Origin of the sequence: Streptomyces sp. NPDC002573 (assembly GCF_042889625.1) — a bacterium.
Classification (GTDB): Bacteria; Actinomycetota; Actinomycetes; order Streptomycetales; family Streptomycetaceae; genus Streptomyces; species Streptomyces gibsoniae.
In genome coordinates this window covers 55,860-72,716 of record NZ_JBIARC010000007.1, presented here as the reverse complement: position 1 = coordinate 72,716, position 16,857 = coordinate 55,860, and the positions used below count along the sequence as shown (strand labels likewise).

The window sequence follows — 16,857 nt, the reverse complement described above, 5'->3', positions numbered from 1 at the left end:
CCGGACCAGGACCGCCGCGGCCGCCGGGCCGTCACGCCGTACACCGGCCGTACGCCGCGCTGCCCTGGAGGTGGCACGGTGACCACGACCGCGTCCGGTCCGGCCCCCTTCCTCCGGCTGACCGGTGACCCCTTCGAAGTCGGGCGGCAGCACGGCGCCGCCCGCGCCACGGCGCTGCGCGCCTTCCTTGACGACGGCCTCGCCCGGCTGAACCACCTTCTGGACACCCCTGTCTCCCTGTCCTCGCTGGGCCCGACCTTCACCGAGTTCGAGAAGGAGATCGAGGCCGCCGCACCCGAACTGGCCGAGGAGATCCGGGGCTTGGCCGCCGGCGCGGGCATCAGCCGTCAGGAGGCCCTGCTGCTCCAACTGCGCCGGGAGATCGCCGGTTACCGCAGCACCCGCCGGCGGCCGCACGGCGACTGCACCACCTACGCCCGGGTGGACGGTACCGGCCCGCACACCGTGCTGGCGCAGACGGTCGACCTCAACGGCAACCTCGACGACCAGACCAGTGTCCTGTCCATCAGCAGGGCCGGGGCCCGGCGGGACGTGTTGATGCTGAGCTTCGGCGGGCTGCTCGGCTATCTCGGGATGAACAGTGACGGCCTGGCCGTCGGCATCAACCTCGTGCTGGGTGGGCAGTGGCGGCCGGGCCTGCCGCCCTACCTCGCCGTCCGTCACGTCCTGGACAGCGCCGGGTCGGTGGACGAGGCACTGGAGGTGCTCTCACGGCTGCGGCTGGCGAGCTCCCGGTCCCTGACGCTGTGCGACTCCTCCGGCGCCGCCTGCGCGGAGTTCCTGGACGGGCGGATGCATGTGGTCCGGGCCGCGCAGAGCGTCCACACGAACCACTTCCTCCACCCCGAGTTCATCCCCTTCGACGAGCTGAACGTCTTCGCCAAGAACTCCTCGCTGCGCCGACTGGACGCGTGCACCGTCCGGTTGAGCGCCCTGCCGGACTCGGCGTCGCCGCGGGACCATCTCGCCCTGCTGTCGACGCCGCCGATCTTCGTGCCGGACAACGGCGACATCCGCCGCGAGCGCACCGTCGCGGTGGTGGCCATGCGCCCGGCCGTCGGCGACCTGCATCTGCTGGGCTCCCGGTCGTCGGCGCTACCCCAGGTCTTCACGGCCGGGGAGACGAGCGGGGCGGCGGGCACATGACGACCGGACGGCCCACGTACGACGACACGGCGATCGGACGACGCACATACGACGACACGGCGCCCGGACACCCCGTGCACGACGGCACGGCGACCGGACCCCGGCCGACGGAGCCCTGTGTCGAAGGGTGGCTCGTCGATCTGCGCGCGGCCGAGCACGCCTGGGACGACGAGGTCCGCCGCGGTGAGCTGTCGGCGGAGGAGGTACGGCGGGCGGAGCGGTTCCGCAGCCCCGCCGCCGCGGTCACCTATGTCCGGGCCCGTTCCACCGTGCGCCGGGTGCTCGCCCGGAGGCTCGGCGAGCACCCCGCAGCGGTGCGGATCGCGGCCGCGCCGGGCGGCCGGCCCGCACTGCCGGACCACCCGCACTGGCACGTCAGCTGGTCGAGGTCGGCGGAGGTGCTGCTGGTCGCTGTGCGCCGGGGCGCGCCGATCGGCGTCGACGTCGAGGTGATGCGCCTCGTGCCGTCGCCTGCCAAGGTGTTGCGCACGGTCTACCCGCACACGCCCTTACTGGCGGACCTGGGCGAACCCGAGGCCTTCTTCTCGGCCTGGACGCTGCTGGAGGCGGCGGTCAAGGCGACCGGACGCGGACTCGCACGCGGAGGACGGGACGTGCGGCTGTACCGGCCGCCCGGGGCGCGCCGCTGTGCGCTCGCCGGGATCCGCGACGCCGGCACCGCGCCGTGGTGCGGCCGCACCGATCAGTTCGAGCTGACGTCAGCCGGTTGTGGCGCCCCTTCGGCCCGGGTGATGACGGCCGTGGTGACCCGGGGCCGCACCGCCCCGGACGTCCGCCTGAACACCTGGCGGCTGCCGGAGACGGAGCCGCCGCCGGACACGGCAACGGAGGCGGGCGTCCCGTGGCCGGACACGGCACCGGGAGCGGGCGTCCCGTGTGCCGAGCATGCGCCGACCGCCCCGTACGAACCGAACACCACAGGCCCGGAAGGGCACTTCACCGATCCCGCACGCAACGACAAGAACAGCAGGAGGTGACATGTCCGCCGACGAAGAGACCCCGGCGCCCGGAGCCGACTCCGGACTGCTGTCGCCCGTCTGGGCCGGCACGCCGGTCGAAGCGGTCACCTCGGACGAGGCCTGGCTGGCGGCGATGGTCGAGTTCGAGGCCGCGCTCGCGACCGCCCAGGCGAGCGTCGGCGCGGTGCCGCAGGGCACGGCGGAGGCCATCCGCACGGCCGGGTCGAGCGGACGGCTCGGTCTGGTGGAGCTCGCCCGCCGGGGGCGGGAGGCCGCCAACCCGGTCGTGTACTTCGTCAAGAGACTCACCGAACTCGTCGCGGAGGTCTCCCCGGAGGCCGCCGGGCACGTCCACGCCGGATCCACCAGCCAGGACGTCCTGGACTCGGCGGCGATGCTGGTCGCCACCCGGACGCTCACCCTGCTCCGTGACGACCTCGGCCGGATCCGCGCGGCCCTCGCCGCCCTGAGCCGCGAGCACCGCACCACACCGGCCGCCGCGCGCACGCTCACCCAGCACGCGGTGCCGACCACGTTCGGGCTCAGGGCCGCCACCTGGCTCACCCTGATCGCCGACGCCCACGACCGGGTCGGCGCGCTGCTCGACACGCGTCTGCCCGTGTCGCTCGGCGGCGCGGCCGGCACGCTGTCGGCGTACCACGACCATCTGCGAGCCGCCGGTGTGCCGGGGGTCCATCCCGAACTGCGGCTCGTGGAACTGGTCGCGGACGAACTGGGGCTGGCGGAGAGCGCGCTGCCCTGGCACGCCGCCCGTACCCCGATCGCCGATCTGGCCGGTGTACTGGCCTTCGTGGGCGGAGCGCTCGGCAAGTTCGCCGCGGACGTCCTGGTGCTGTCCCGCACGGAGATCGCCGAGGTGGCGGAGCCCGCCGCGGCGGGCCGCGGTCAGTCCTCCGCGATGCCGCAGAAACGCAATCCGGTACTGAGCACGCTGGTCGCGGCGGCGGCGCGGCAACTGCCGGTGTACGCGCTGGTCCTGCAGCAGGCGGTGGTCACCGAGGACGAGCGTCCCGCGGGCGCGTGGCACGCGGAGTGGCAGCCGCTGCGCGAGTGCCTGCGGCTGGCGGGCGGCGCGGCCCACACGGCGGCCGAACTCGCCGAGGGCCTGGTCGTGTCGGCGGAGCAGGTCCGCGCCAACCTGATGCTGACCGGCACCGGACTGGTCGCCGAGCGGCTGTCCGTCGCGCTCTCCCCGGACCTCGGGCGGCGGCCGGCCAAGGAAACCGTCACCCGTGCGGTGCGCTCCACGGAGACCGGTGTCCCGCTGGCCGAGGCGCTCCGGCTGGCGCTGAAGGAGGCCGGACACGCGGACGGTCCGTCCATCCCGCTGGAGCGGTTGCTCGCCCCTGAGGACTACCTGGGGGCGGCCGTTCCCCTCACCGACCGCGCCGTGCACCGGGCCACCACCACGACCGCCGGCGACCCGTCGACCGTTGGCGACCGGTCCCAGGCCGCCACCGACAACCCGCACCCGTACACCCGTCCCACCGATCCCACCCCCTCGTCGCACGACCGGGAAGACTAGGAGACAGCCAGATGATGATCAGTGAGGAACTCCGCCAGAAGATTCTCGCGGACAGGGCTCTGGGTGCGGGCAACGTGCTGCACCGGCTCCCCGGGTACGGCCGGTCCCTCGACGAGCAGGTACTGTGGACGGACGGCTCATGGCGCTCGCCCTCCGGTGACCACCCGGAGGTGCTGACCCTCGGTGAGCTGCAGGAGATCGTGGCCACCTACGCCGGCTTCTACCACCAGGCGGGCGTGCGGGCGAAGGACGCGGTCGCGATCGTGTCCACCTCCATCACCGACTTCGCCCTCAACCTGATGGCGCTCACCAGCCTCGGTGCGATCGCGTCCCTGGTGAACGCGAACATGCCGCTCGAGGTGCGCCGTGAGTACATCCGCCGCCAGCAGGTGGTCGGCGTGATGACGCGGGAGCCCTGGCACAAGGAGCTGCTGCAGCACCTGGACGACGAGCTCGCGCCGGGCTTCGTGGCGCTGCAGTCCGAGATCACCCCCGAGCACCGGGCGCAGCGGCCGGAGAACTACCCGTTCCGCCACACCCCGACGGACCCGATCCTGATCTCCCACTCCTCGGGCACCACCGGCATCCCCAAGTCCGCCTTCCACACCCACGAGACGCTGTTCCACGGCGCGCTCAGCAGGCTGGAGGACGGCCAGGACTGCAGCACCCGCAAGCGGCTGCTCGCGCTGCCCGGCCACCATGTGTCCGCCATGTCCAACACCCTGCTCGGCCTGACGCTCGGCGCTCCGCTGGTGCACCAGACCGACCCCAGCGGCACCGCCGTTCTGGACGCCGTCGAGAAGCACCGCCCCACCATCGTCTTCGGCTTCACGCACACCTTCGCGGAGATGGCGGCCGAGGACCTCGCGGGCCGTGACCTGACGAGCGTCGAGGCGTACTACGTCTCCGGGGACGCCGCGCACCTGGTGCACATCAAGCGTCTGCTGGAGAAGGGCTCGCACACCGTGACGGGCCGCGACCTGAAGCCGCACACGGCGCCGGGCGCGATCTTCATCGACATGTTCGGCTCCACCGAGATGGGTTATGTGCTCTTCGACTTCGCCCACCGCGCCGGCGGGCAGAACATCGGCCGCTGCATCGGACGCCCGATGCGCTTCGCGCAGGCCGCCGCGCTCTCCGAGGACGGCACGGTGCTGCCGCCCGGACAGGTCGGACGGCTCGGTGTGCGGTCCCGGTCGCTGACCCCGGGCTTCTGGAACGACAACGTCCGCTGGCACAAGCAGTGGCTCGGCGGCTACTTCCTCACCGGTGACCTCGTCTACCGCGACGGCGCGAACAACTTCTACCACCTGGACCGCACCAGCGACGCGATCCGCACCGAGGCGGGCGTCGTGTACAGCGCCTACACCGAGGAGATGCTGCTCGGGGAGTACCCCGAGATCCTCGACTGCACGGTGGTCGGCATGGCCGACGAGGGCGTGCAGTTCGGCTGGGAGGACGAGGGGGTGGCCGAGACCCATGTGTTCCTCAACCTGGTCGAGGGGGCGAAGGCGCCCGAGGACCCGACCGCCTGGGTGAACGCCGCGCTGGCCAAGTACGGGCTGCCCGAGATGGCGAGCGCCGTCGTCGTGGACGAGGACACGATCCCGGTCGGCATCACCGGCAAGGTGCTCAAGCGCATCGTGCGCGACAAGGCCAAGTCCATCGTCGGCGGGTGCTGACAGACACCGCGCCCTGACCGGGGAGGCGGCGGGTCCGCCTCCCCGGTCACCGGAGCGAAGACCATGCGGTCACCGGAGGGAGACATCGCAATGAGCGTCGACTACGACGTGATCGTCATCGGCGCGGGCAACGCCGGGCTCGCCGCCGCGGCCACGCTGCAGCGCGGCGGCCGGCGGACGTTGCTGGTGGAGCGCCACAACGTGCCGGGCGGCGCGGCCACCTCGTTCGTCCGGGGCCGCTTCGAGTTCGAGGTGTCACTGCACCAGCTGGGCGGCATGGGCGGCCCGGGCCCGCTGCGGGAGGTTCTGGACGAGATGGATGTGACGCGCAGGCTGCGGCTCATCCAGGACGACGAGCTGTACCGGACGGTCGTGCCCGGCGTGCTCGATGTGACACTGCCCGCCGACTGGCAGGGCGCGGTGGAGGTGCTCGACAACCACTACCCCGGCAACCGCGCCGCGCTCACCCGCTTCCTGGGGATCGTGCGGGAGGTCGGCCTGTGGCAGCTGACGGCCCGCGCCAATCTGCACCGGCTGAAGGAGCAGACGGAGTGGTTGTCCGGCCTCTCCGACGTACGGCGCTACGGTCTGCGGACCTTCCGCGAGGTGCTGGACGAGTTCTTCACGGACGAGCGCCTGAAGTTCGTGCTGTCGTCGTACTGGAGCTACAACGGCCAGCTGCCGTCCCGAATGTCGTTCATGGACATGGCGCGACTGCTCGCGCTGTTCATCGAGACCAAGCCGTACCAGATCGTCGGCGGCAGCCAGGCCCTGTCCTCCGCGATGCTGGAGTCCTTCCTGGAGGCGGGCGGCGAGGTCCGGTTCAACACGAGCGTCGACAAGATCGTCACCCGAGGCGGCCGGGCCGTAGGCGTCCGCCTGGACGACGCGGAGACCGTCTCGTGCCGGCTGGTGGTCTCCAACGCGCCGTCCAGCACCACCTACACCCGGCTGCTCGACCCGGCGGACGTCCCGGTCGGCGTCCTGCGGGACCTGGGCTCCCGGCGGATGGGGCCGTCGGCCACCGCGCTGTATCTGGGCCTGGACGCGCCCGCGGCGGAACTCGGCTTCTCCACGGCGACCAACTTCCTCACGGCCGATCTGGACGAGCGGACCGTGGCCCGGGGCATGCGGTCGCTGGAGCCGGCCCCCTTCCTGCTCGCGAGCTGCTACGACGTCCGGCCGACCGGTTTCGCGCCGCCCGGCGCCTCACAGGTCAACCTGGTCACCATCCAGTACGCGGACCCGTGGGAGGCGGTCCCGGTGCGGGACTACCAGCAGGCGAAGTCCGCGTACGCGGCCTCCCTGCTGGACCTGCTGAAGGCCATCGCGCCCGGGGTGCGGGACGTGATCGAGGAGGCCGAGATCGCCACCCCGGTGACCTTCAAGCGCTATCTCAGCCAGCCCGGCGGCGCCATCTACGGCTTCGACCAGGACGCGATGGACAGCTGGCTGTTCCACGAGGACGACCTCAAGCCCAATGTCCCGGGCCTGGTCCTGGTCAGCAACTGGGTCACGGCCGGCGGCTACAACTCGACCATCGTGACGGCGGCCCGGCTGTCCCGGCGGCTGCTGGCCGTTCTGTGACGCACCATCGAGCGGAGTCAGACATGTCAACGTCCACCAATCCGTTGGCCCACCTGTTCGAGGGGGCGGACGAGGTCGTCGCGGAGATCGAGCGGCGCGGCGCGGCCGGCGCGGACCATCCGGCCGACGCCCGGGAGGAGATCACGCCGTACCACCCGAAGGTCCTGGACCTGACGGTGGCGGAGGTCGTCGAGGAGACCGTGACGACGAAGACCTTCCGGATGCGGCGCGCCGACGGCCAGCCGCTGCCGCCGTTTCTCGCCGGCCAGTACATCAGTCTTGACGTACGGGTCGGCGACGTCCTGACCAGCCGTGCGCTGTCCATCTCCTCCAGCCCCTCGGTGCTCGACCACTACGATCTGACCGTGCGCCGGCTGCGGGGCGGACGGGTCAGCAACCATCTGATCGACACCGTGCGGCCGGGCGACCGGTTCACCAGCGGCGGGCCGATCGGCACCTTCTACCACGACCCGCTGTTCCACGGGGACGACGTCGTCTTCCTCGCCGGCGGCTCCGGGGTCGCACCGGCCATGAGCATGATCCGGGACATCGTCGACCACGGCCTGTCCCGCCGGATGACACTGGTCTACGGCTCCCGGCACGCGGACGACATCATCTTCCGCGACGAACTGGACGCCGTCGTACGGGATCACCCGGACATCACGGTGCATCACGTGATCTCCGACCCCGGGCCCGACTGGACGGGTGAGGTCGGGCCACTGGACGCCGAGCTGATCTCCCGGCTGGTCGGCCCGCTGGCCGGCCGGATGACGTATCTGTGCGGGCCGCCCGGCAAGTACGCCTACCTCGTACGGCAGTTGGAGGTGCTCGGGCATCCGCGCCGCCGGATCCGCCTGGAGGCCAACAGTGTCGCCCTGCCGCCGCCGGCCGACCCCCGCTGGCCGGCGGGACTCAGCCCGGAGGAGGAGGTCACCGTCACCGTCCGGGGCCGGGGGAGCATCAGCGTGCCGCGCGGCCGGCCGCTGCTCGACGCCCTGGAGGACAACGGCCTGCGCCCGGAGGCCTCGTGCCGCTCGGGGGAGTGCGCCCTGTGTCGCGTACGGGTGTGCTCCGGCGAGGTGTTCCACGCCGAGGAGGCCCGACTGCGCGCGTCCGATCGCGAGTTCGGCTTCGCGCACTGCTGCGTCGCCTATCCGCTCACCGACGTGGAAATCGATTTCTAGCGCTCGGCCGACCTTTTCGGACGGTCGCAACCTGTCCGAAAAAATGCTCCACTCCCCTTCATGTTCCCGCCGGAATATGATGTGATGGAACAGCACGCCGACCGGTCGGTCTGGCTGGGGGAGATAAAAATTCTCCATCTCCCCGCCATGTGTTTCCAAAGCTCCTGCGGAGCTTCCCGGAGTTCCTCTCCCTTTATGCCCGGCGAAATGCCGAGGCGTTTCCCGTGGTGTCCCCACACCCTCGACTGGAGGTTTGCAGTATGTCCTCTGACCTGCGGAAAGTAATGATCGACACGCTTCGGGACATGCACTTCGACACGGAGTCGGTGACCGACGACACCCCGCTGGGCGACGGTGGCCTCGAATTGGAGTCACTCTCGATCGCGGAACTCGTGATGCAGCTCGACAATCACGGCGTGGAATTCTCCGATGAGGAGATGGAAAAGCTGCCGACGATGACCTTCGGTGAATTCGCCGAAGAAGCCGCACGGCGCGCCGCAGCGAAGTAAGAAAAGCCCCTCACCGTACCGTGCCCCGGCGCTCGTTTCGCTCGGGCGGACCGAAGGAAGGAGATGTGACCTTGCCGCAGCCGACCAGGACGATCTGTGTCGTGGGCGCCGGTCCGCGAGGCCTCGCGGTCCTTGAGCGGTTATGTGCCAACCACACCGGCGAGCGCCGGCTGTCGGTCCACGTGGTCGACCCCTGCCCGCCCGGGCCCGGACGCACGTGGCGCACCCGGCAGTCCCCCCATCTGCTGATGAACACGGTGACCTCGCAGGTCAGCCAGTTCACCGACGACAGTGTCCAGTGCGCCGGGCCCATCCGGCCGGGCCCCAGCCTGTACGACTGGCTCCAGCGGCCCGAGGCCGGCACCCCGAAGGGCTGGCTGCGGGCGGAACGGCTCGGGCCCGACGACTACCCCTCCCGGGCACAGTACGGCCGCTATCTGGAGTGGGTCTTCGCCCACCTCGTGGCCACCGCCCCCGACACCCTCCGGATCGTCGTCCACCCGGCCACGGCCGTCACCCTGGACGAGGACGCGACCGGCCAGTGCGTCACCCTCGACGACGGCACCCGGCTGACCGGCCTGGACGTCGTGGTGCTGTCCCTCGGGCACGGCCCCAACGAGCCCGCGGCCGAGGAGCGTCGGCTCACGGCGTTCGCCGGCCGGCACGGGTTGCGCTATCTGCCCGCGGCCAACCCCGCGGACCTCGACCTGGACGACATCGCCTCGGGAGAGGTCGTCGGGCTGCGCGGTCTCGGACTGGCGTTCTTCGACGTCCTCGCCCTGCTCACCGAGGGCCGGGGCGGCAAGTTCGCACCCACCCCCGACGGACTGCGGTACCTCCCCTCCGGTCAGGAGCCCGTGCTGTACGCGGGATCCCGTCGCGGAGTGCCGTACCAGGCGCGTGGGGAGAACCAGAAGGGGCCGACCGGCAGACACGAACCGCTGTTCCTCACCCTCGACGCGGTCCGCCGGATCCGCGCCCTGTCCGGCGCGACCTTCCGGCAGCACGTCTGGCCGCTGCTCGACGCGGAGGTGCGCGCCGTCTACCATCATGCGCTCGTGGCGCAGCGCACCGGCCGGGCCACCGCCGATCTGTTCCTGGCCGAGTACCTGGCTGCCAACGTCTCCGGGCGTACCGCCGTGCTGCGTCGTCACGGCGTGACCGCCGCCGACGAGTGGGACTGGGAACGCGTCGAACGCCCCTGGGGGCAGCGCGCGTTCGCCGACCGCGCCGACTTCAACCGCTGGCTGCTGGACTATCTGCGCGAGGACGCCCGGCAGGCCCGGGGCGGCAACGTGGACAATCCGGTCAAGGCCGCCCTGGACGTCCTGCGCGACCTGCGCAACGAGGTCCGGCTCGCCATCGACCACACCGGGATCACCGGCAGCTCCTACCGGGACGAAGTGGTGGGCTGGTTCACGCCGCTCAACGCGTATCTGTCCATCGGCCCGCCCCTGTCCCGTATCGAGGAGATGACCGCCCTCGTCGAGGCCGGAGTGCTCCAGGTCGTCGGCCCCCGCACCCGGGTCCGCCCGGACCCGCTGGGGGAGGGCTTCCTCATCGGCTCCGACGCCGTACCCGGCGCGGAGGTGCGTGCCACCACGCTCATCGAGGCGCGCATCCCCGACGTGGACCTGCGCCGCAGCGGCAACCCGCTGCTGCGGCATCTGCTCAGCACCGGGCAGGGCCGGCCGCACAGCATTCCGGATCCCGAGGGTGCCTACGAGACCGGCGGACTCGACGTCACCCGCCGCCCCTACCGGGTGGTGGACGCCGAGGGCGTGCCCCATCCGCGCCGGTTCGCCTACGGGGTGCCCACCGAGTTCGTGCACTGGGCGACGGCCGCGGGCATCCGCCCCGGGGTCGGCTCGGTGATCCTCGAGGACGCCGACGCCATCGCCCGGGCGGCACTGGCTCCCTGACGGACGTCACCGGCCCGCCGGTCCCCGCCGCCCCGGCGCGGATCCGTCGGCCGGCCCGACGCCCGACCCGGTCATCCGAACCGGCCGGGCCGCCCCGCGGCCCTGGTCCTCACCCGCACGGAGTTCCCCAGTGGACATCACCACGAGCTTCGACCCCGAGGCACTCGCACTCCCCTTCTACGACGACGAACACCGCCGCTTCGCCGAGGAGATCGGCGTCTGGTGCGACGGCCACGGCCCGCTCTGGGAGGCCGTGCGCCGGATGGACCCGGACGAGGCCGGGCGCCGCCTGGTGGGCATGCTCGGCGAGGACGGCTGGCTCGCCACGCTCGACCCCCACGCCGCGCCGCACCGTCTGCCCGGGGATCTGCGCGCCCTGTGCCTGGGCCGGGAGGCGCTCGCCTACGCCGAGGACCTCGCCGACTTCGCCTACTCCATCCAGTCGCTGTCCGCCACGCCGATCATCCGGTTCGGCGACGCCGACCAGCACAAGCGCTATCTGCCCGGCATGGCCGACGGCTCGATCATCGGCGCCTTCGCCGTCTCCGAGAAGCAGGCCGGCTCGGACCTCGCGGCGGTGGGACTCAGCGCCCGGCGCGTCGAGGGCGGCGGCTACGTCCTCAACGGCGGCAAGGCGTGGATCGCGCACGCCACCATCGCCGACCTGTTCGTCGTCATCGCCCGCACCGGGGACGGCCCGGGGCCGCTCGGCCTCACGGCCTTCCTAGTGCCCGCCGACACCCGCGGCGTGCGGGTGAGCGAACGGCTGGAGGCCGTCGCGCCCCGCTCCTTCGGCCATCTGTCCTTCGAGGACTGCCAGGTGCCCGCCGAGGCCGTGCTCGGCCGCCCGGGCCGCGGCTTCGTCATCGCCGCCGACCTGCTCGACCGGTTCCGGATGACCGTCGGCGCCGCCGCCGTCGGCTTCGCCCGCCGGGCCGCCGACGCCGCGCTGGCCCACACCAGGAACCGGGACGCCTACGGCGGCACGCTCTTCGACCTCCAGCTGGTGAAGGGCTCGCTCGCCGACATGGAGGTCAGGATCAACGCCGCGGAGCTGCTCGTCGCGCGCGCGGCCTGGGACTGCGACCGCGGCAGCCGCGGCTACGCCCGCCACTCCCACATCGCCAAGGTCCATGCCACGGAGGCGGCCCAGGACGTCGTCGACGCGGCCGTGCAGCTCTTCGGCGCCGCCGGAGTGGTCAAGGGCGGTCTGCCCGAACGCCTCTACCGGCAGATCCGTTCGCTGCGCATCTACGAGGGCGCCACCGACGTGCTGCGCCTGGCCATCGCCGACGCCCTGGACGTACGGCGCGCCGCCCTCGCCGGATGACGGCCCGTCGCCCCGGGCCCGCCACCGGATCCCGTCCACCCGCAAGGAACACCGGCTCGACCACCCCGCCCCGGACAGCGGCCCACGCGGCCCGCGTCCACCGGGCCGGGGGACGTACCCCCTTCGAGGAGCAGCACTGATGTCGGACCTGCCCCGCCTGTGGCTGCGGCACGAGAGCCGCCTCACCGAACGCCGAGCGCCGCTGGTGCCCAGCGACGCCGCGCGCCTGGTGAGCCAGGGCGTCCCGATCACCGTGGAGGAGTCGCCGCAGCGTGTGTTCCCGCTCGCCGAGTACGTCCGCGCGGGCTGCGCCACCGCACCGGCCGGCAGCTGGACCCGGGCGCCGGAGGACCATCACGTCCTGGGGCTGAAGGAGTTGCCCCCGCAGCCGGACCCGCTGCACCACCGGCATGTGTACTTCGGCCACGCCTACAAGGGGCAGCAGGGCGCCCGGGAGCTGCTCGGCCGGTTCACGTCGGGCGGTGGCGCGCTGCTCGACCTGGAGTACCTCACGGACGACGACGGGCGGCGTCTCGCGGCCTTCGGCTACTGGGCCGGCTACCTCGGCGCGGCACTGGCGGTCCTGCACCGGCGCGGCACGCTGCGGACACCGTTGCGCTCCCTGGAGCGTACGGAACTGGACACCCTGTTACGGGAAGGCCGCGGCGGCGGCACGGCACTGGTCATCGGCGCCCTGGGCCGCAGCGGCCGGGGCGCGTGCGACGCGCTGGAGACCGCCGGGATCGAACCGGTCCGCTGGGATCTGGCGGAGACCCGCGCCCTGGACCGGGACGCCCTGCTCGACCACGACATCCTGGTCAACACCGTGCTGGTGACCCGCCCGGTGCGGCCGTTCCTCACCCCCGAGGACCTCGACGCGCCGGGGCGGCGCCTGTCCGTCGTCGTCGATGTCACCTGCGACGTGGGCTCCGACTGCAACGTCCTGCCCATCTACGACGCGGTCACGGACTGGACGCATCCGGTACGGCGGCTGCGCGAGGGCGACCGTCCCCTGGACCTGATCGCTCTCGACAACCTGCCCTCCCTGCTGCCCACCGAGGCCAGCCGGTCCTTCTCCGCCGAACTGTGGCCCCATCTGCCGAACCTCGGCGCGGACTCCTCGCCCTGGTCCCGCTGTCTGCGCCTGTTCGGGGAGGCGGTGGCCCGGGAAGCGGCCGGAGCCGACGGAGAGGAGAACGTCCGTGTCCGGTGACCGGATCGTGCCCGCGAGCGGTGTCGTCCACTGGATCGGCACCGGGCTGTCCACCGGCCGCAGCGGCCTGGGACTGCTGTGCGAACGCGCCGAACGGCTGCGGCTGTGGGACCGTACCGCCGAGCGTGCCGACCGTCGGCTCGCGGCCCTCGGACTCACCGGCCGCGCCGAGGCCCGCGCCCTGCGACCGGGCGCCCTGGAGGCCCAGGTGCGCCCCGGTGACGTGGTCGTCTCCATGCTGCCCGCGACCGAGCACCCGGCCCTGCTCCGGCTCGCCGTCGACCGGGGGGCCCACTTCGCCTGCACCAGCTACACCTCCGAGGCGCTCGACGAGCAGGCGGCCGTGGCGGCCGGGGCCGGCCTGGTCGTCCTGACCGAGGCAGGGCTCGACCCCGGCATCGACCACCTGATGAGCCATCAGCTGGTCGAGCGGGCCCGCGAGGAGGTCGGCGACCGGGCGGCGTCCGTCACCTTCACCTCGTACTGCGGCGGCATCCCCGCCGAACCCAACGACTTCCGCTACCGGTTCAGCTGGGCGCCCTACGGCGTCCTGGCCGCGCTCCGCTCGCCCGCGCACCACATCGACGGCGGCCGGCGGAGCACCGTCCGCCACCCCTGGCAGGCCACCCGCACCGTGGTCCTCGGCGGGGAACCGTTCGAGGTCTACCCGAACCGGGACAGCCTGCCGTTCGTCGCCCAGTACCGCGTGCCCGACGGCTGGCACCTGGACACCTTCGTCCGGGGCACGCTGCGCAACACCGGCTGGCGCGCGGCCTGGACCGAGGTCTTCGACACCGTCCTGACCGACGACGAGACCCGGATCCGCGCCCTGGCCAAGGAGCTGGCCGACCGCTACCCGACCACGGAGGCCGACCGGGACCGCGTGGTCCTCTCCGTCGACCTGACCGTCGAGAACCCCGCCGGCGGCACCCGGTGGCAGGGATCCCAGTTGCTGGACCTCACGGGTGACGAGACCGAGAGCGCGATGGCCCGCTGTGTCTCACTGCCGCTCGCCCACGGCGTGACCCGCATCCTCGACGGGGCCCTGCCGGCCGGTCTGAACCGCGCGGCCGAGGACCCCGACGAGGCCGCCCGCTGGCTGCGCTTCCTCGCGGCCCATGGCGTGGCCACGACGTACACCCAGACCCCGCCCACCGGCCCGGGAGTCGAACCATGACCTCCGTGGCCCGCCCGCACGCACCTCTCGGCATCGCGTCGCCGGGCCCCCGCCGAGCGGTGGCGGCCGCTCGGCACGCGTCCGGCGGTCCGCCGGGCATCGCACGTGAACCCCTTCACACCATCGAGCGCGGCGACCCGCCCCAAGGAGAGATCCCACATGGCTCATGAGCCCACTCGCTCCGGCCCGACGCACTACCGCTGCCTGGGAGTCGGCGTAGGCCCGGCCAACCTGAGTCTCGCGTCCCTGCTCCACGGCCGGACGGACGTGCCCAATCTGTTCCTGGACCGCAAGGAGTCCTTCAGCTGGCACGACGGTCAGCAGCTGCCCGGAAACACCTTGCAGGTCTCCTTGTTCAAGGACCTGGTGACGCTGGCCGACCCCCGCAACCCGTTCTCGTTCCTGTCCTACCTCCACGACAACGGACGCCTGTACCACTTCCTCAACGCCCAGTTCGACGCCGTACCGCGAGTCGAGTTCCGCAACTACCTCGCGTGGGCGAGCCGTTGCAACAAGAACATCGCCTTCGGCGAGGCCGTCCGGGAGGTCGCCTTCGACGGGGTGTTCACGGTCCGCACGGACCGCCGTACCGTCACCGCGGACAACGTGGTCGTCGGCGTGGGCAGCGTGCCCTGGGTCCCGCCGCAGGTCCAAGGCGCCCTCGGGCCCACCCAGTTCCACATCAGCGAGTACCTCCACCAGGCCAAGAACCTGGGCGGCAAGCGGGTCGTGGTGATCGGCGGCGGACAGTCCGGCGCCGAGGCCTTCCTCGACATGATCTCCCAGCCCAGCAAGGACCTGCCGCGCCGGGTCTCGTGGATCTCCCGCCGGGGCAACTACTTCCCGATCGACGACTCGCCCTTCACCAACGACTACTACATGCCGTCGCACGCCGAGTACTTCTTCAGCCTCGACCGCGGCAGCCGGCAGGCGTTCAACGAGCGGCACATCCTCACCAGCGACGGCATCTCCGAGAGCACCCTGCGCGACATCTACCAGCGTGCCTATCTGCACCGGTTCGTCGAGGGCAACGTCGACCTGGTGGGCCTGTACCCCAACCGCGAGGTGACCGACGTGTCCACCGGCCTGTACGGCGGCTGGCAGGTGACCGCCCGCCACAACGACGACCGCGAGGTCGTGGAGCTGTTCGAGGCGGACGTCGTGATATGGGCGACCGGCTTCCGGTCGACCCAGATGGACTTCCTCGACCCCATAGCCGACCGGCTGGAGCGCGACGGCGACGAACTGCGCATCGACGAGGACTACGCCGTCCACTGGGACGGGCCCGACGACCGCCGGATCTTCGTGCAGAACGCGGCACGCGGTCAGCGCGGCCTCGCCGACCCCAACCTGAGCCTGAACGCCTGGCGCAGCCAGCGCATCGCGGACCGGCTCGGCAAGGTGTCCAGCAACGACCAACTGCCGTCGTTCATCGAGTGGTCGACCAAGATGGGCGCCCGGGCCGGGAGGGACACATGAGCCCGACGCAGAGCACACCGATCGTCGTGATCGGCGCCGGGGTGATCGGCTGCCTGATCGCGCACGAGGTGCTGGCCGCCGACCCCGGTGCGGAGGTGACGGTGCTGGACCGCGACCTGGTGGGCTCCGGCGCGACCCGCCGCTCCGCGGGCCTGCACTTCCCCCGCGGCGCCTCCCCGTCGGTGCGGGCGATGGCCTCCGAGAGCCAGCGCTACTACGCCCAGCTCCTCGCCAAGCGGCCCGAGCTGCCGATCCACCCGCTCGCGATGACCGTCGTCGCGCCCGAGTCGGCCGCGCTGCGGCTCGACGAGGTGTACCTGCCCGAGACGAACCTGCGGCGCGTGGACAAGGTGCCGTCGGCGGCCGTCAGCCTGCCGGCGGGCGCGGCGGCCTGGGCCGGGGACGGCTGCCAGTACGCGGACGTGTCGGCCCTCACCCAGGCCCTCGCCGCCGAACTGCGCCCGCGCGTGGAGTTCCGTGAAGGCGTGGCGGTGACCGGCCTGGAGCCGGACACGGACGGCGTCCGGCTGACATTCAGCACCGGCGACGTGCTCACCGCACGCCAGGTGGTGCTGGCTCCGGGACCGTGGCTCACCCACCCCGCCTGGCGCGACCTCGTGGCGCCGCTCGGGGCACGGGTGAAGAAGATCGTGGCGCTGCACATCGAGGACGCCCCGTCCGACGACGACGGCGCGATCGTTTTCCACGAAGAGGACGCGTTCCTGCTGCCGTACCGGCAGCGCGGCCACTGGCTGTTCAGCTACACCTGCACGGAGTGGGACGTGGACCCCGACGCCGTCGACCCCGGTCTCACCTCCGTCAACCGCGCGGAGGCCGTGGAGGTGCTGGCCGGCTACGCGCCCCGGCTCGCCGACCGGATCCGGTCGGGACGGGTCTTCTGCGACGCCTACAACCCGGGCGGCGGTCCGCTCGTGCAAACGCTCACCGAGGACGGGCGCCTGATCTTCGCGGGTGCCGCCGGCGGCTCCGGTTACCGCCTGGCCCCGGCCATCGCCGCGGAGAGCGTCCGCCTGCTGTCCAAGCACGCCGCCTGACCGGCGCCTTCGCGAGGCCTTCCCGG

At 72.2% G+C, this 16,857-nt stretch carries 13 protein-coding genes; all 13 read left to right on the top strand.

Annotated features, from left to right (window positions below; translation table 11 throughout):
- Positions 1-78 precede the first annotated feature (78 nt).
- The 13 genes from ACFYX0_RS09445 to ACFYX0_RS09385 all read left to right on the top strand — a co-directional run bounded on the left by ACFYX0_RS09445 (position 79) and on the right by ACFYX0_RS09385 (position 16,831).
- A complete protein-coding gene (locus ACFYX0_RS09445; RefSeq protein WP_388968390.1) occupies positions 79-1,167 on the top strand; it encodes a C45 family autoproteolytic acyltransferase/hydolase in 1,089 nt (362 codons plus the stop codon).
- A complete protein-coding gene (locus tag ACFYX0_RS09440; protein ID WP_388968387.1) occupies positions 1,164-2,165 on the top strand; it encodes a 4'-phosphopantetheinyl transferase family protein in 1,002 nt (333 codons plus the stop codon). The genes ACFYX0_RS09445 and ACFYX0_RS09440 overlap by 4 nt, the downstream gene beginning before the upstream one ends.
- A 1-nt stretch (position 2,166) precedes the next feature.
- Positions 2,167-3,693 carry a lyase family protein gene (locus tag ACFYX0_RS09435; protein ID WP_388968384.1) on the top strand — a complete coding sequence of 509 codons (1,527 nt, stop codon included), beginning with the start codon at positions 2,167-2,169 and terminating at the stop codon, positions 3,691-3,693.
- An 11-nt stretch (positions 3,694-3,704) separates the two neighbouring features.
- A complete protein-coding gene (locus ACFYX0_RS09430) occupies positions 3,705-5,375 on the top strand; it encodes an AMP-binding protein (protein WP_311698908.1) in 1,671 nt (556 codons plus the stop codon).
- A gap of 90 nt (positions 5,376-5,465) precedes the next feature.
- Positions 5,466-6,962 (top strand): phytoene desaturase family protein, encoded by a 1,497-nt coding sequence (locus ACFYX0_RS09425; protein ID WP_388968381.1) that lies wholly within the window; start codon positions 5,466-5,468, stop codon positions 6,960-6,962.
- Between the two features lie 23 nt (positions 6,963-6,985).
- Complete coding sequence (locus tag ACFYX0_RS09420; protein WP_388968378.1) at positions 6,986-8,146, top strand: 2Fe-2S iron-sulfur cluster-binding protein; 1,161 nt, start codon at positions 6,986-6,988, stop codon at positions 8,144-8,146.
- Between the two features lie 305 nt (positions 8,147-8,451).
- Positions 8,452-8,655: a phosphopantetheine-binding protein gene (locus ACFYX0_RS09415; protein ID WP_355916273.1), complete on the top strand. Its 204-nt coding sequence runs from the start codon at positions 8,452-8,454 to the stop codon at positions 8,653-8,655.
- Positions 8,656-8,720: 65 nt separating this feature from the next.
- Positions 8,721-10,577 (top strand): FAD/NAD(P)-binding protein, encoded by a 1,857-nt coding sequence (locus ACFYX0_RS09410; RefSeq protein ID WP_388968375.1) that lies wholly within the window; start codon positions 8,721-8,723, stop codon positions 10,575-10,577.
- A 130-nt stretch (positions 10,578-10,707) separates the two neighbouring features.
- Positions 10,708-11,907 (top strand): acyl-CoA dehydrogenase family protein, encoded by a 1,200-nt coding sequence (locus ACFYX0_RS09405; RefSeq protein ID WP_388968372.1) that lies wholly within the window; start codon positions 10,708-10,710, stop codon positions 11,905-11,907.
- A 139-nt stretch (positions 11,908-12,046) separates the two neighbouring features.
- On the top strand, positions 12,047-13,120 hold the full coding sequence (locus tag ACFYX0_RS09400) for a saccharopine dehydrogenase (protein ID WP_388968369.1): 1,074 nt from the start codon (positions 12,047-12,049) through the stop codon (positions 13,118-13,120).
- A complete protein-coding gene (locus ACFYX0_RS09395) occupies positions 13,110-14,297 on the top strand; it encodes a saccharopine dehydrogenase family protein (protein WP_388968366.1) in 1,188 nt (395 codons plus the stop codon). The genes ACFYX0_RS09400 and ACFYX0_RS09395 overlap by 11 nt, the downstream gene beginning before the upstream one ends.
- Positions 14,298-14,456: 159 nt before the next feature.
- Positions 14,457-15,776 (top strand): lysine N(6)-hydroxylase/L-ornithine N(5)-oxygenase family protein, encoded by a 1,320-nt coding sequence (locus tag ACFYX0_RS09390; RefSeq protein WP_388968363.1) that lies wholly within the window; start codon positions 14,457-14,459, stop codon positions 15,774-15,776.
- Entirely contained in the window at positions 15,773-16,831 is a 1,059-nt protein-coding gene (locus tag ACFYX0_RS09385; protein ID WP_388968360.1) for an NAD(P)/FAD-dependent oxidoreductase, read from the top strand. The genes ACFYX0_RS09390 and ACFYX0_RS09385 overlap by 4 nt, the downstream gene beginning before the upstream one ends.
- The last annotated feature ends 26 nt before the right edge of the window (positions 16,832-16,857 follow it).